General features: G+C 42.6%; 18 protein-coding genes and 1 tRNA gene. 13 read left to right on the top strand and 6 right to left on the bottom strand.

The features are described from left to right. The first annotated feature begins 7 nt into the window (after positions 1–7). The 3 genes from ARCPR_RS06225 to ARCPR_RS06235 are packed head-to-tail and all read left to right on the top strand — an operon-like array spanning position 8 to position 2,885. The gene (locus ARCPR_RS06225) at positions 8–1,420 is read left to right on the top strand and encodes a bifunctional ADP-dependent NAD(P)H-hydrate dehydratase/NAD(P)H-hydrate epimerase (protein WP_012940629.1); all 1,413 of its coding nucleotides are present in this window, start codon (positions 8–10) and stop codon (positions 1,418–1,420) included. 1 nt (position 1,421) lies between these two features. Next, on the top strand, positions 1,422–2,366 hold the full coding sequence (locus ARCPR_RS06230; RefSeq protein ID WP_012940630.1) for a ribose 1,5-bisphosphate isomerase: 945 nt from the start codon (positions 1,422–1,424) through the stop codon (positions 2,364–2,366). A gap of 9 nt (positions 2,367–2,375) precedes the next feature. Continuing rightward, entirely contained in the window at positions 2,376–2,885 is a 510-nt protein-coding gene (locus ARCPR_RS06235; RefSeq protein ID WP_012940631.1) for a hypothetical protein, read from the top strand. Here the strand turns inward: ARCPR_RS06235 and hisC are convergent. Genes hisC through ARCPR_RS06245 form a run of 3 tightly spaced genes read right to left on the bottom strand, consistent with a single transcriptional unit; the run spans position 2,868 to position 5,248 of the window. After that, positions 2,868–3,965: a histidinol-phosphate transaminase gene (gene hisC, locus ARCPR_RS06240; protein ID WP_012940632.1), complete on the bottom strand. Its 1,098-nt coding sequence runs from the start codon at positions 3,963–3,965 to the stop codon at positions 2,868–2,870. The genes ARCPR_RS06235 and hisC overlap by 18 nt on opposite strands. After that, complete coding sequence (locus ARCPR_RS09790) at positions 3,911–4,078, bottom strand: hypothetical protein (protein WP_012940633.1); 168 nt, start codon at positions 4,076–4,078, stop codon at positions 3,911–3,913. The genes hisC and ARCPR_RS09790 overlap by 55 nt, the downstream gene beginning before the upstream one ends. Before the next feature lie 30 nt (positions 4,079–4,108). Continuing rightward, a complete protein-coding gene (locus ARCPR_RS06245; RefSeq protein ID WP_012940634.1) occupies positions 4,109–5,248 on the bottom strand; it encodes a magnesium transporter in 1,140 nt (379 codons plus the stop codon). Positions 5,249–5,290: 42 nt separating this feature from the next. Here ARCPR_RS06245 and ARCPR_RS06250 point away from each other — a divergent pair, with 42 nt between their 5' ends. Further along, entirely contained in the window at positions 5,291–5,995 is a 705-nt protein-coding gene (locus tag ARCPR_RS06250) for a DUF432 domain-containing protein (protein ID WP_012940635.1), read from the top strand. Beyond that, entirely contained in the window at positions 5,989–6,807 is an 819-nt protein-coding gene (locus ARCPR_RS06255; RefSeq protein ID WP_012940636.1) for a mechanosensitive ion channel family protein, read from the top strand. The genes ARCPR_RS06250 and ARCPR_RS06255 overlap by 7 nt, the downstream gene beginning before the upstream one ends. A 17-nt stretch (positions 6,808–6,824) precedes the next feature. Here the strand turns inward: ARCPR_RS06255 and ARCPR_RS06260 are convergent. Beyond that, positions 6,825–6,897: transfer RNA gene (locus tag ARCPR_RS06260), tRNA-Thr, on the bottom strand. An 80-nt stretch (positions 6,898–6,977) separates the two neighbouring features. Here ARCPR_RS06260 and ARCPR_RS06265 point away from each other — a divergent pair. From ARCPR_RS06265 to ARCPR_RS06295, 7 genes are all read left to right on the top strand, one after another. Further along, positions 6,978–7,244, top strand: a complete 267-nt coding sequence (locus ARCPR_RS06265; RefSeq protein WP_012940637.1) for a hypothetical protein — start codon at positions 6,978–6,980, stop codon at positions 7,242–7,244. Then, a complete protein-coding gene (locus tag ARCPR_RS06270; RefSeq protein ID WP_012940638.1) occupies positions 7,222–7,782 on the top strand; it encodes an HAD family hydrolase in 561 nt (186 codons plus the stop codon). Before ARCPR_RS06265 ends, ARCPR_RS06270 begins: the two co-directional genes overlap by 23 nt. After that, positions 7,766–8,602 carry a UbiA-like polyprenyltransferase gene (locus tag ARCPR_RS06275; protein ID WP_245526126.1) on the top strand — a complete coding sequence of 279 codons (837 nt, stop codon included), beginning with the start codon at positions 7,766–7,768 and terminating at the stop codon, positions 8,600–8,602. The genes ARCPR_RS06270 and ARCPR_RS06275 overlap by 17 nt, the downstream gene beginning before the upstream one ends. Before the next feature lie 62 nt (positions 8,603–8,664). Then, positions 8,665–8,859 carry an Lrp/AsnC family transcriptional regulator gene (locus ARCPR_RS06280; RefSeq protein ID WP_012940640.1) on the top strand — a complete coding sequence of 65 codons (195 nt, stop codon included), beginning with the start codon at positions 8,665–8,667 and terminating at the stop codon, positions 8,857–8,859. A gap of 35 nt (positions 8,860–8,894) precedes the next feature. Beyond that, positions 8,895–9,632: a proliferating cell nuclear antigen (pcna) gene (gene pcn / locus ARCPR_RS06285; protein ID WP_012940641.1), complete on the top strand. Its 738-nt coding sequence runs from the start codon at positions 8,895–8,897 to the stop codon at positions 9,630–9,632. Continuing rightward, a complete protein-coding gene (gene priL, locus ARCPR_RS06290) occupies positions 9,629–10,744 on the top strand; it encodes a DNA primase regulatory subunit PriL (protein ID WP_012940642.1) in 1,116 nt (371 codons plus the stop codon). The genes pcn and priL overlap by 4 nt, the downstream gene beginning before the upstream one ends. Continuing rightward, positions 10,680–11,105, top strand: a complete 426-nt coding sequence (locus tag ARCPR_RS06295; protein WP_012940643.1) for a DUF371 domain-containing protein — start codon at positions 10,680–10,682, stop codon at positions 11,103–11,105. Before priL ends, ARCPR_RS06295 begins: the two co-directional genes overlap by 65 nt. 7 nt (positions 11,106–11,112) lie before the next feature. Here ARCPR_RS06295 and fbp read toward each other — a convergent pair whose 3' ends face one another. Further along, positions 11,113–12,228 (bottom strand): fructose-1,6-bisphosphate aldolase/phosphatase, encoded by a 1,116-nt coding sequence (gene fbp, locus ARCPR_RS06300; protein WP_012940644.1) that lies wholly within the window; start codon positions 12,226–12,228, stop codon positions 11,113–11,115. A gap of 78 nt (positions 12,229–12,306) precedes the next feature. Here fbp and ARCPR_RS06305 point away from each other — a divergent pair, with 78 nt between their 5' ends. Further along, positions 12,307–13,050, top strand: a complete 744-nt coding sequence (locus tag ARCPR_RS06305) for an ATPase domain-containing protein (protein WP_048084882.1) — start codon at positions 12,307–12,309, stop codon at positions 13,048–13,050. 22 nt (positions 13,051–13,072) lie between these two features. On the opposite strand, the gene qmoC is transcribed toward ARCPR_RS06305, so the two are convergent. Then, positions 13,073–14,338 carry a quinone-interacting membrane-bound oxidoreductase complex subunit QmoC gene (gene qmoC / locus ARCPR_RS06310; RefSeq protein ID WP_012940646.1) on the bottom strand — a complete coding sequence of 422 codons (1,266 nt, stop codon included), beginning with the start codon at positions 14,336–14,338 and terminating at the stop codon, positions 13,073–13,075. Positions 14,339–14,352: the final 14 nt, after the last annotated feature.

The following is a 14,352-nucleotide window of genomic DNA, read 5'->3' on the forward strand; positions in this document are numbered from 1 at the left end:
GAAGAACATGGAAACAATAACAAGTGAAGAAATGGCTGTTTTGGATATAAACTGTGAATACTTTGGTCTCTCAAGGCTTCAGCTGATGGAGAACGCTGGAAGAGGCTTGGCTGAGGAGATTATTAAAAGGTTTAAGCCCTGCAAAGTGGTAATCTTCGCTGGGTTAGGAAACAACGGAGGAGACGCATTTGTCTGTGCAAGGTTTTTGAGGAACTTCGATGTAGAAGTATTTCTTCTAGGTAGAAGTAAGGATATAAAAACGGAAATAGCTAAGAGAAACTTCGATATTCTCAAAAAAGCGGGCTATAAGATAACTGAAATTAGAGATAAGATCCCGGAGTTTGAAGCCGACATTGTTATAGATGGAATGCTCGGAACGGGTGTTAGAGGCAAGCTGAGAGGAATTTACGCTAAATCTGTTGAAGTTATAAATGAATCAAAAGCCTTTAAGATTGCAGTTGACGTCCCAACTGGCTTGAATCCAGATACCGGTGAATTCGAGCTTTGCGTAAAGGCTGATTTGACTGTGACTTTTCACAAGCCTAAACCGGGACTTTTGAAAGCTAAGGATGTCGTTGGGGAACTTGTTGTAAAGGATATAGGAATTCCAAAAAGCTTCGAGAATTTGGCTGGAGTAGGCGATGTTAAGAAAGTTTACAAGAGGTTTGAAAGCGGACACAAAGGTGTTCACGGAAGGATTGCAGTTATAGGAGGAATAGGATACACCGGAGCAGTAGCTTTAACGTCTCTGGCATGTTACTATGCTGGAGCGGATTTAGTTACAACACTTGTTCCCAAAGATATAAAGAATGTCGTTGCAAGCTTCTCACCTAATCTGATTGTCAGGGAACTCGATTTGTGTGACTTAAGCAGCTTAAACGAGCTTATGAAGAAATATCACGTTGCGGTTTTGGGAATGGGTGTTGAGAGAAATGACGAGTTTACAGATTTCGTTGAAGAGTTTTTGAAGCTTGAGAATGTCAAGAAGGTTGTTTTGGATGCCTCAGCCATAACGAAGGATATTCCTGAAGGTGTCGAATGCATTATGACGCCCCATGCGGGGGAGTTTAGGAAGGTATTTGGAGAACCGACTATTGAAAACGTCATGAAAGTTGCTAAGGAGACAAATTCCGTGATTCTGCTCAAGGGGAGAGAGGATGTTATAACTGATGGAGAAAGAGTAAGGTTCAACAGAACAGGGAACGCTGGTATGACTGTTGGGGGGACTGGAGATGTTTTAGCAGGGGTTGCCGGTGCATTTTTTGCTTTGAACGATGCATTTTGGAGTGCTTCGGCCTCAGCATTTGTAAATGGATTAGCTGGAGACATTTGCTTTGAGGAGAAAGGTTACAACTTCACGGCTGTTGATTTGCTTGAGAAGATACCGATAGCGATTAAAAGGTGTTTGGAGTTCGTTTAATATGCCGAACTTTAAACTCGTTGAGGAATCTGCAAAGAAGATAATCAACATGGAGGTCAGAGGTGCGAGCAGGATAGCGAGGTTTGCGGCCGAGACTCTCAAAGAATTTGCGAAGACTGTTGAGAAAGATTTCGATGAAAATATGAGAAAGGCAAGCGAAATCCTCATGAATACGCGCCCAACGGCTGTTAGCCTATTCAACGCAATAAACTACGTCATGATGTACAAGGGTGAGAACGATGAAGAGAAGAAGGCTGATGCTATAAGGAGAGCTGAGGAATTTATAAGGTGGGTCGATACAGCCAAGCAGAAGATTGGGGAAATAGGAGCTAAGAGGATTAAAGACGGTTGGACCATTTTAACGCACTGTAACTCCTCAACTGCTTTAATGGTAATAAAAACGGCCTTCAGACAGGGTAAGAATATAGAGGTAATTGCCACAGAATCCCGACCGCGCTATCAGGGCCATCTGACAGTTAAGGAGCTTGCGGGAGAGGGTATTCCAACCACACTGATAGTCGATTCAGCAGTTCGTTACTTCATGAAGGATGTAGACTGCGTTATAGTGGGTGCAGACACAATTACGGTGAACGGAGCCTTGATAAACAAAATAGGGACTTCTCAGATCGCATTGTGCGCTAGGGAGTCAAGAGTTCCGTTTATGGTTTGTGCTGAAACTTACAAGTTCAGCCCAGCCACGCTATTCGGTGAACTGGTCGTCATAGAGGAAAGAGATGCTAGAGAGGTTGCTCCCGAAGAAATCTTGAATTTGGGAGTTAAAGTGAGAAATCCCGCCTTTGATGTTACTCCAAGGGAATATATAGACCTCATCGTAACCGAAATAGGTGCAATTCCTCCGGAGATGGCCTACGTGATAATAAGGGAAAGGTTGGGCTACGGCTTGGAGATGGGAGAGCTTAAAGTTTCCGCTAAGCACTTTGATTGAGGGATTGTTATGAAGAAGGTTTATTTTGCAGTAGCCGTTGCAGTATGTGTAGTGGCTGGAATTGTTGCTGTATACTTCATGAGTCCCGCTGAACTTACATATAAGATTGAACAGAAGGATCAGAGAAGTGTTCTGAAATTTTACGATGGAGATAGGGATATGGCACATCTAACTGTCGATACACTCGGAAAAAAGGTTAGGTTCAGTCTCTGGCACAAGGAAGGAACAGTTATAAGATCGTTAAGAATTAAAATTACTCCCGACAACCCTTCAGAGGTCTATTTAATGACGCTTCCGTTCGGATGGAAACCTTTCAAATTCCATCAGGGTAGAGATGGTCTCTCAAGCATTTTCGAATCAGAGGACTTAGGAAGTGAAGAGACTGTTACGCTTGAATTCTTCGTAGTGAGTTCGAACTCCGAAAACGTTACGATTTACTATCAAGTGGAATTCGTTATCGAAGAGGGTTTAAAGAAGTTCGTTGGAAAGGGGGAAGGTGTTTTAAAGATTTGCCAGTAAATCGTCTAAAGCTCTCAAGAATGCATCGTTCTCTTCCGGCTTTCCAACACTCACCCTAACACTGAATTCATCGCAACCCAAGAAGTTAGAGCAGTCTCTAACTATAACACCCCTTTTAATAAGCTCCAAGACGAATTCGCTCGCTTTGATTGGAGATTTCGTGAAAAGAAAGTTTGCTTGGGATGGAAAAGCTTTGATTCCTCTCTTTTTCAGTTCCCTAAACAACCTCTCCCTTTCAGCTTTAATTTTTTCAACACAATCTCTCATGTATTCTAAATCTCCCAGACACTGCAGAGCACAGAGCTGAGCAATTGTAGAGACTGGAAAAGGAGGACTTACAGCTTTGTAGTATTTGACGAGTTCTTCATCCATCACAGCGTAGCCTATTCTTAGATTGGCTAATCCGAAGGCTTTTGAGAATGTCCTCGAAATTATGACGTTCTCGTAATCTGAAAGCTTCAGTAAATTTTCATCGGCAAATTCTGCATAAGCTTCATCGATGAATACAGCACAGTCCACACTTTCAACAATAGCTTTTACATCCTCAAACCTTTCAGAGTTCCCCGTTGGGTTGTTAGGCGAGCAGATGAATATAAGCTTAGTCTTATTGCTTACAGCATTTAGAATCGCATCCACATCTATTCCAAAATCTTCCCTTCTTTCAACGTTAATGACCCTAGCAGAGTAGATGCTTGAGAGAGTGTGGTAGTATGAGAATGTTGGGATAGGAATTATTACCTCATCACCCTTATCGACAAACATCTTGAAGATTGAATCCATTACTCCGTCGCTACCGGCACCCAAAACTATCCTGCTCTCTTCAACTCCCAAGTAATCGGCTAAAGCCTGCTTAAGCTCGGGAATCTCTTTGGGGTATACGTTAAAAAAACTGAAGTTCCTCAAAGCATCGTAAACCTTAGGAGTTGGACCGTATGGATTCTCGTTCGATGCGAGCTTAATAGCTTTGACTCCGTAGAGTCTCTCAGCTTCTTCAACACTCAAACCCGATTTGTACTCGTGGATTTCTATTCCTCTAATTTTTTCGAGGATCTTTCTATTCTTATCTCTATCGCGTTCCATTCCTCAACCCCCTTAAGATTGGAAATTATTGCCAAGTTAACGTCTCTAACTATCGACTGAACGAACTTGTTCATTGGAATTCTCTTCCCGTCGATATGCAGGGTAACATTCATGACTTGAAGTCAATTGGTGGGATAAAACGTTTACCAAAGGGCAATCAAAACTGTGAAGGTCGTTCCTATGAGGTCGGCAAGTGTTGTTATTGTAGGAACTGTTACGTTGTCGGGATCCAAGCCGAATCTGTAAGATACGAAGGCTAAGAGGTATCCCAAGAACATAACTACAAGTACGACAATTGGATAAAGCAAGAAGAACGCGTAGTTTATGTTCACAGACTTTCCCAAGTTGATTGAGATCATGTATCCAAGGGAGTACATTATCACAGAGAGGGGAATAGATGTTGAGAGTAGCGAAACTATATCACTGGCAGATCTTATGTCAAATAGCTTGTCTATCTCACCTAAGTGAAGCCTAGTTGAGGTTTTCGAACCGATTACACAGCCATAATTCCCCAAGCTATCGAGAACAGCCGGATAAAGTATGCTTAGTATAAATGTCTTGTATATGTATTCGCTGTAGCTTTCAAGTATACCACCCGAGATTCCCTCAACAATCGCAAGTATTACCAGAATCGTTGAGAGTTCAAAGAACGCTCTCTTATCTAACCTAAACTTCAGGAGTAGTACGAGGAACGTGAAAATCAAAGCTACCAAGACTATGTAGAACAAACCTCTATCAACTTCAAAGAAAATTATGAAAGCTATTAGCATGGGTATTGTTAGCAGATCGGCTATAGAGGTTACGAGAGGAGAAGCAACGGCATCCGGGTCAACGCCCTTTCTAAAGGGAATTACTGAAACTACAGCAGTTGCGTAACTTAGCAATATGCTTACAAAGATAGTTGAAGATAGCAGAATTGCTAAAACTTCCAAAGCATTCCTTCCAACTTTAATAAATCCTACAAACCATAAGAGGATGACTGGTAAAAGAGAGAGAGTTATTCCCAAGATCAAGCCTTCAAAGACTTTTTTATCTCTTAAACTCGGTTTCATTTCACCCAAGAAGAGAGAAGTAGTAAATCGCGATGCCAATGCTCCGTATATGTTTCCCCTTAAACCCATTATTCCCGGTAGAACAACCAGAATTAGTGGATAGCTGACCATCAACTTTTCGAAGTAACCACCCAGAAAAGTTCCTCCTACGAAGTCGAAAATTAAGCAGAGTAAAAGTGCGGGAAATGTGACCTTCCAAGCATCTTTGAAACCACCAAATTCAACTCTCACCAAGTTCAAAACGTTTAAATGTATATGAACTTATCTAAGTGAGTGTACGGAGAATACAACCTAGGAGAGCTAAAGCTTGAGAATGATAACTTCTGCTTATCGATTGAGCGTGATGGTGACTTCTACGTTTACGAGAGGGTATGTAAAGGAGATTTGATGACAAAAAGGATTAAGGGCTTTGGCAAGATTATTTTGAATCCAGTTGAGCCAGTAAACTTGCCGAAGAACATTACAAGCTTGATAGAGATTGAGTTTAAAGAGAAGGTTGTAGTAGGGCCAAGATCGAAATTAACTATCTATGTAACGTTTCCAATTGAAATTGGTGTATTCGTCGTTAGTGATAGTAGCCTGAATGTACTCGACGTTTTTACACTTAACAGTTTGAAGTATACACTCTACGGAACCCCGGGAAGGGGTGTCATATGCAGATACTGGTTAAGCGACATTTACACTTCACCACCAAGGCTCGATTGCCTTAGAGAGGGCATCATAGAACTCGAGATTTCGAATTCGTCAGACAACTGGGTTGAGGTGGGAAAGACGGTTTTGGATGTTTACAGCATGAAGATATACTACGACGATTCGAGAGTAGTTTCCAAAGCTGTTATGAATGTAACATCGAGAGGAGTTGCCGAAACACAGTTTTTAGATGGCAACTACAACATGAAAAAAGCTATAGAGATTTACGTTGCTAAGAAGTTGCAGGTATTGAAAAGGAGCTTTGTGATGGAGTGGGGGCTATGTTAGACATCCTAGGTTACGAGATTTATGAAGGAGTGACTGTCAGAGATGCGCTGACTGTTGTAGTGGTAATGTTGATAGCTGTTTTCATAGCCAGAGTTGTTACGATAAACGTTAGGCGGGCTTTGGCTGATAAAGTTAGAAGGGATCAGCTTGAAATCGTAGCAAAGGTCATCTATTATGGTATAATCGTAGTTGCCTTTCTCGGTGTCACACCACTCTTAGGATTGAATCTCTCCGGTCTTTTAGTGGCTGGAGGTATTGCGGGTATAGTCATCGGTTTTGCCAGTCAGAGCGTAGTTTCAAATTTTGTCTCTGGATTGTTTCTGCTTTGGGAGAGACCAATAAAGATAGGCGATGCAATACAAGTTGAAGGAGTAAGCGGGATAGTTGAAGATATACACGTGATGTCAACGGTTGTTAGGACTTTTAACGGCCTGTATGTAAGGATTCCAAACGAGAAGATGTTTACATCAAACATCGTCAACTACGTTGCGAATGTTGCGAGGAGGATTGAGTACATAATTGGAATAAGTTACGATGATGATGCTGACAAAGCTGTGGAGGTTATAAAGGGCGTTATCGAAGAAGAGCCTTTTGCTTTGAAGGAACCTAGTCCAGATGTTTTTGTAGATAACTTAGGCGATAGTTCCGTAAACATAGTTGTCAGGTTTTGGGCGCCGGTGAGTGAGTGGTACGATGTTAAAAAGAGATTGCTATGGAAGATAAAGGTCGAGCTTGAGAAGAATGGAATTACAATTCCATTCCCGCAGAGGGTTCTTTGGTTTGCAAACGAAGTCAGGGTAAAGGAATCTTAGAATCCAATAAAAATGAGAGCCACGGCCGGGATTTGAACCCGGGACCTTTGCCTTACCAAGGCAACGCTCTGCCAGCTGAGCTACCGTGGCTTGGGACAATATTTCAACTCTCTTATTAAAACTCTTTCGATACCAAAAGGTTTAAAACGATTGTTCACACCTCCAAGCTTATGGATGATTTCGAAGATATGGTGATATTAGAGGATGAAGAAGAATTGGATGCTGATGATGAGGTCAAGCTCGCAGAAATATACAAGCTCTCAAACAAGCTTTTCAAGCTCCTCGAAGATTTGAAGAGTCACGAGCTTAGGGAGGCCACAGCTTTAATGATAATAAGGGAACTCGTAGAAGATGACAAGTTACTGCTGGGATTGGCAAGTAAGATGCTCAGCGATCTAATCTATGGATTTGAAGATGACGAGAGTTACGTTTCCTAAGCTCGTATTTTTCGACTTGGACGGAACTCTTATAGAGCCGATGGATTTTGAAAGGATTAAGTTTGTTTTAGGCGTCGAAAGTCCAGTACTCGAAAATATTTTACACGACTCAGCAAAGATGGAAATCCTGAAGAGGTTTGAAATAGAACATGCGATGAAAGCAAATTTGATGCCCCATACAATTACCGTATTAAAGAAATTCGAAGATCTTGGGATAGTAAGGGCATTAATAACCAGAAACTGCTTAGAGTCTGTCAAGATAGTTTGCAGGAGATTTGGATTGAAATTTGACGAAGTAATAACTAGAGAAATGGGGCATTTCAAACCCTCACCATACCACGTGATCAGACTGATCGAAAAATACGGTTTCAGAAAGGAAGATTGTCTAATAGTCGGAGATCACGAGTTCGACGTACTTACCGGGAAAAAAGCAGGAATTAGAACCGCAATAGTCCGAAAAAACAGTATGAATGCCGATTTCATCCTGAGAAGTTTAAAAGACCTTTTAGATATCGTGGAGTATGATGGGAAAGCTTAGAGATTACGCGGATTTTGTAAAGATAGAACACACCCTATTTGCACTACCGTTCGCATACTTGGGAGCTTTCATTGCTCAGAGGGGCTGGTTTGGACTAAAGCTGTTCGTACTGATAGCACTGGCTTTTACCGGAATGAGAACGTTGGCCATGACTCTAAACAGAATTATCGATAGAGAAATAGATGCTTTGAATCCGAGAACAGCCAGCAGACATCTACCATCTGGAAGGATGAGTTTGAAAGAAGCTTACGCAATCCTGTTGATTGCTTTGATAGTTTACGAGGTTTCAGCATACCTCATAAACGAAACGGCATTCAAGCTTTCACCCATTCCAGTGATAGTCGCCTACATCTATCCGTACCTCAAGAGGTTTACATGCCTATGTCACTATGTTCTCGGTTTAAACTTGGCTTTAGCTCCCTTAGGCGGGTGGGTTGCTGTCACAGATTCCGTGTTTTTCGATAAAACAATCTTGCTTTTAAGCCTAGCCGTGATATTCTGGGTAGCTGGATTCGATATTATCTACGCACTCCAAGACTTGGAGTTCGATAGGAGGTATGGATTGCATTCGATAGGTGCACATTTTGGTAAGAAATTCGCTTTAAGGCTGTCAGCCTTAAACCATTTTATCTTCTTTGTGCTGGTATTCTTATCCGCTACGATGTGGAGCAAGCTTGCAGTCATTGGTGCTGTTGTTATTGGTTTACTGCTAATATATGAGCACCTAGCAGTTAGGAGGGGGGAGATAGAGACTGCCTTCTTCAAAGTCAATGCAACTATAAGCTCGATTTTGCTTTTGACATTCCTTTTGACTACGTGATCAATAGCCTATTTGATGACGTTATCGAAACTCTTTTATTTTACAGTCTATAACTTCAGAACATGGAAGACTTGGAGTCAAAGATTTTGAAAGTTTTGAAAAGTGAAGGAGTACCTCTCGTAACTTCTGAAATCGCTGAGAAGATCGGTGTTGATAGGAGGGTTGTCTTAAGGAGACTTCAAAAGCTGGCTATAGAAGGGAAGATAAAGGGAAGGAAGATAGAGGCTGCCAACGGAATTTGGATTTGGTGGATTTAAGAAAGATTTAAATTTGTCCGATAAAACTTGAAACCATGATCAACGCTATAATAAACGGTGAGGTTATAAAGACCGCTGTAAAGGCCATAGTCTCCTTGGTTAGTGAGGCTAGATTCCATTTTAAAGAGGAAGGCTTGCACTCAAGAGCTGTTGATCCCGCAAATGTTGCAATGGTAATTGTCGATATTCCGAGAGAGTCGTTTGACGTTTACACAATAGATGAGGAGAAGACGATAGGTGTTGACGTAAACAGGGTGAACGACATTCTGAAAACTGTAAAGAAGAAGGAACTTGTAGAGCTTAAGGTAGAAGATGAGAGCATTTTAAAGATAAAGTTTGGAAGCGTAGAATACAGCGTTGCCTTGATAGATCCCTCAGCAATAAGGAAGGAACCAAAGATTCCTGAATTGGAGCTTCCGGCTAAGGTCGTACTCGATGCCGGAGAATTTAAGAAGGCCATACAGGCAGCAGACAAAATTGCGGACCATGTAGTCTTTAGAACGGACGAAACGGGCTTCTACATCGAGGCCAAAGGAGACATAGACAAGATAGTATTCCACATGGGCGAGATGGAGTTAATAGAGTTTAACAAGGAGAAGGCAAGGTCGATGTTCAGCGTAGAGTACCTGAAAGAGTTTGTTAAGATTGCAGGGAGCGGAGATATACTTACGATCTACTTGGGAGACGATTATCCAGTAAGGTTGATATTTGACGTCGCAGATGGAAAGTTGAAGGTCGAGTACATACTGGCACCGCGTATCGAAGCAGAATGAAGAGACCTTTTCTACCAATTTTACCATTTCTAGCTCGATACCCCTTCTTGAGCTATTCGAAGATTTTTGAATTTACACAGGAGGAAATCTTATCCGACCTTGAAGATGCTAAAGAGTTCGTTAAGACCGTACTTGAAAGTGATGTAGAAAATGTTACAAAGCCCTTGAAGCTTCTGTGCTCTGACTGTGGTGTCAGAGAGGAATGTGAGGGTTTTGAATGTTGTACTTATCCAGCCAAAGATTATAGTGTAATGTTGAACCGTGCTGAGAAGGCTGTCCTGAAGTGGCTTAGGATAATTACCATCGTTTCAAATCTAGACGATTTCCTGAGGAGGAGGTTCGCTGTCAGGATGTCAAGAGTATACAGAGAGATGCTAAAGGCAGAGATGGACGATTTTTTGATAGTCGTTGCGTGGGATTTGGGCTTAAGGCTCGACAAATCCACAGATTTGTTCGGTTATTTGAAGAGCTACTACGTGATGCCAAAGCCGTTTGCGGTCGATCTTGTAGATTATCTTAAGCTCGCTGTAAGAATTAAGGATGAAAGCTGGAAACTCGTAAACAGGAAGGTCGTTAAAGGATACGTGTATCTGAGCAGAGATGAGTTTGTCAGGTTGATAGAAGAACTTATGAAGGACAAATTCATGGAAAGGTTGCCGATCAAGGTCGATGTCGATCTTGGAGTGAAGGTTAAGAGAGAATACAAATTCGAAAGCTTACCGATCGAATTTGAATGCTTTCCAGAATGTATGAAGAAGATAATAGCCGATTTAAATGAGGGTAAGAACGTTCCTCACACCGGCAGATTTGCAATTGCATCTTTTCTGATAAACTTGGGTTGCAGTGTCGATAAGGTAGTCGAGATTTTCAGAAACGCCCCAGATTTTGATGAGGACAAGACGAGGTATCAGGTTGAGCACATAGCAGGCATGAGGGGAAAGGGAGAGAAGTACATAGCTCCAAGTTGCGAAACTATGAAGAGCTGGGGGCTCTGCATTTGGAACTGTGAAATCGATCATCCCATAAAATACTACAGGAGGTGTTTGAGTGAAAGAAGAGGTGGTGGCAAGAGGGCATCCAAACGTAAGAGCAACACATCGAACGACACTTGAAGTTACGAAGGAAAAGGATCTAACACCTAGGGGAGACTGTATAATAGGTGTAAGGGCGGATAAGTCTTTGAAGGATTTTAACGATGAGATTAAAGATTGGTTGAGAAAGGGTATGCCCGTTTTAATAGAGGTATTACTGCCAGACTACGGTTTGAAGGATTTTCTTAAAGCGTATGGCAGTCCAAAGCTCACGTTTAAGCATGAAACAGACATAGTGATAAGAAAGAGTGAATTCGTTTGCGATAGGACTTTGGCGATAAAATCGAGTAAATCGGCTAGAGATATTGATAGAGAGATAGTCGAACTGCTGAAAGATCCAAAAACTGAACTCCTGCTTATCGTAAAGCCCTTAAAAAAATAATTGAAGATTAGATCTTCTCAAACCTCGCTTCAAGCTTCTTGAGGACTTTCGGGAGAGTTGTGTACTCCATTTCCTCATGAGGCAACCTGTGTGGCTCGAATGGACCGTGCCTTCTTATGTAATCGCAGATCTCCATGGCCTTCTGTCTCGTGTAATCGAATGCAGGATCATCGAACATGTCTACGGGTCCAATCAACTTACCGTTGCACAACTGAAAGCCTGCAGCTATAACCCTTGGAGGTCCGTCAAATCTTGTACACTTGCTGTATCTGAACGGGACTGGCATGAGTGGTCCGTTATGGCTACCTCTCATCCAACCACTGACTAGATGCGGGAATGCGAAAGCCTCGAGAACTTCACCAACCGCTGGCAAACCTGATTGAGCTCTGACAATTGCAACTGGATCGTCTTTACCTACGTACTCACCCGCTATTTCGAATAGCTTTTCAGTGCTTACTACTGCAACTGGCTCATCTGCTGGCAATTTTCCTCCCTCTTTGGGATAAACTCTCTTGATCACATATCTACCCTTGCTACCTATCAGAGCTAGCAAGTCGTACATCTCCTCCGGAGTAGACAACATAACCCTCTTGTGCTCCTTTATATCCCAGACCTCGAATCTGAATCCTTGGTGCATTGAGGGATCGATCACAAGTCCAGCGGTGTTGAAGGGATCAGCAAACATCCTGAATATCGGTAAGTTGAAAGCTCCTGGCTCGGTTTTGTCCATCATGAAAACGATTATTGGTTCAGCTGGTCTCTCTGTAAACTCCATCTCAGCAACGCCTGGCCCCAATCCTCTGACGTTTCCAGAGAATGCCTCCTTAAGCAAATCTTGCCCAGCTGCATAGAGTTTGAGTTCCTTAGCTTTTTCAGCACAAGCTTTGAAGGTCTCCCAAGCCAGACCGTGTATTTCCTCGCTATCTACACCCTTTCTGTGTGTCATAACCAACTCTAAGTCATCTCCAGCATTGAAGACTCTAAAATCGATTATTATCCCCTTCTCCTTTGCCTCGTTCAACTTTTTCTCAGCAAGAGCCTTTATTTCATCTGGAACCGTGCTATGCCCGGCAACGCTGCCTATGTCCGCCTTTATAACGCTAACAGTAATTTTTTCGCTCATATCATTTTTTAGGTCTAAAGATATTTCAAGTTGTCGATTTAGCAAGGTATATATATTTACGTGATCGTGATATTCATAATGATACTCGAAAGATGCCCTTCGGGAATTCCAGGTTTTGATGAGCTTTGTGAAGGAGGATTTATCAGAGATAGAACGTACCTTGTTTCAGGCGTATCCGGTTCTGGAAAAACAATCTTCGCTTTGCAGTTCCTCGTAAATGGGGCTAAAGAATACAACGAACCAGGTATATTCATAGCAACTGAGGAACGACCTCAGAGTATTAGAGAGTACGCCTCAACGTTTGGATGGGAGTTAGAGAAGCTTGAGGATGAAAACATGTTAGCTATAGTGGATGCTACATCTACCAAAATCGGACTACCGAGCGATGAGAAGTATGTAGATATAAGACCCTTTGACACCCGTTCGTTGTTGGATCAGGTTATATCGATTCAGGATGAAATAGGTGCAAGAAGAGCGGTTGTGGACTCAACAACATCGATAGGATTTATGATCAACGACGTTCCAAAGTTCAGGATTGAGCTTTTGAAAATTTCAACTACATTCGAAATACTTGGCTTGACATCCATATTTACGTGTGAGATAGTTGAAGGTTCACAGGCAATATCGAGGTTCGGTGTTGAGAACTTCGTCACCGAGGGAACTGTCGTTTTGAGGTTTGAAAGGAGTGGTAACGTAAGAATAAGGGCTTTGGAGATTGTTAAGATGAGAGGAACGAAACACAGCTACAAGATGCATCCTTTTGACATAACGGATAACGGCATAGTAGTTTACTCCGGAGAAGAGGTAATAACCGGCGTCTAATAATTTTTAAAAAATATAGAATTTAAATAGCTTCCCAGAAGTATTTGGGCACATTCTTTGGATATCTATCCCTCGTCCAAGCGTAGATCATCGCTACAGTTCTGTAGAGCATGTGTGCAAACTTTGAGTATGGTGCATAAACCAGGAGCATGAAAACGAAGTACAGGTGTATCAAGTAGAGCCAGTATGCTGCTGTGCTTTCAAAGAGTCTTGCAATGGCAACACAGTACCCCGTAATACCGACCAATAGAACGACGAGCAGGAAGAACCAGTCGTAATAGCTTCCAAGCTCCTTGCTCCTCTTGTTGAACAGTCTGTTCCATATCGCAACCGCGCTACCCACGATCACAGCTATTCCACCGAGCAAACCTACAAGCTTGAAGAGAGCCATGATTGCATACGCAGCATCGAACTCTTTCATGGACAGTATCTCCCATGGCCACGGTGGTGGATACACAAGCTTAACTGGGAGCTCGACACCGACAACTTCTCCAATTCCTATGACGTCACCTGCTGCAGCTAAAGCCAGACCTATGAATCCATAGAATATCAGCAGGTGTGCCGGAAAACGGGGCTTGTTTGCATCACAAGCCTTGAACCAGTTGTGGTAGAGAATATCCCTAAGAACGAAGAAGAACGCTTCGAAGAAGTACAGTCCCATAAATCCACTTTTGCCCTTGATTTCAACTTCGGCGTTCTCAAGCGGTTTCACCGTGTACTCCATTCCTCCCCCATCGGTTATAGCTAGCCAATATCTCCACATTCCGATGAGGCCTATCAGGAGGGCGAGACCACCGAGAACGAACCCAGCTATTTCTACATTCTCAATTGGCAGGAGCTTGCTCGTCTCAACTGCTCCACTCGGCAAAGCACCCGTGAATATACCGGGGTTTGCCCAAGCGATCAGAGCACCTAAGATTATCGCTGGGACTATTATCACGAATATCGGAAATCCCCAAGGCTGGTTAAGTATCTTACCGATGAACTTTGGCCAAGCATATTCGGATATTACCCTAGCTCTAATCGCATTCAAAACCTGTCCGGGTTTAGCATCTCTGGGACAATATGCAGAACAGTCAGCACAGTTGTAGCAGAGCCATACATTTGGATCCTTCAAGAGCCTCTTCCTGAGCCCCCACTGAGCCCAGATCATCTCCTTTCTTGGGAATGGATCGTCTTCGGGGCTTAGAGGACACACGACGCTACAGTTAGCACACTGCATACACTTTTTGAGGTCTTTACCGCCCAGAGCTATAATTTCACGAGCAAATTTCGGATCGACCTCCATAACACCACCTCCCA

The sequence above is a fragment of the Archaeoglobus profundus DSM 5631 genome, assembly GCF_000025285.1.
Classification (GTDB): domain Archaea; phylum Halobacteriota; class Archaeoglobi; order Archaeoglobales; family Archaeoglobaceae; genus Archaeoglobus_B; species Archaeoglobus_B profundus.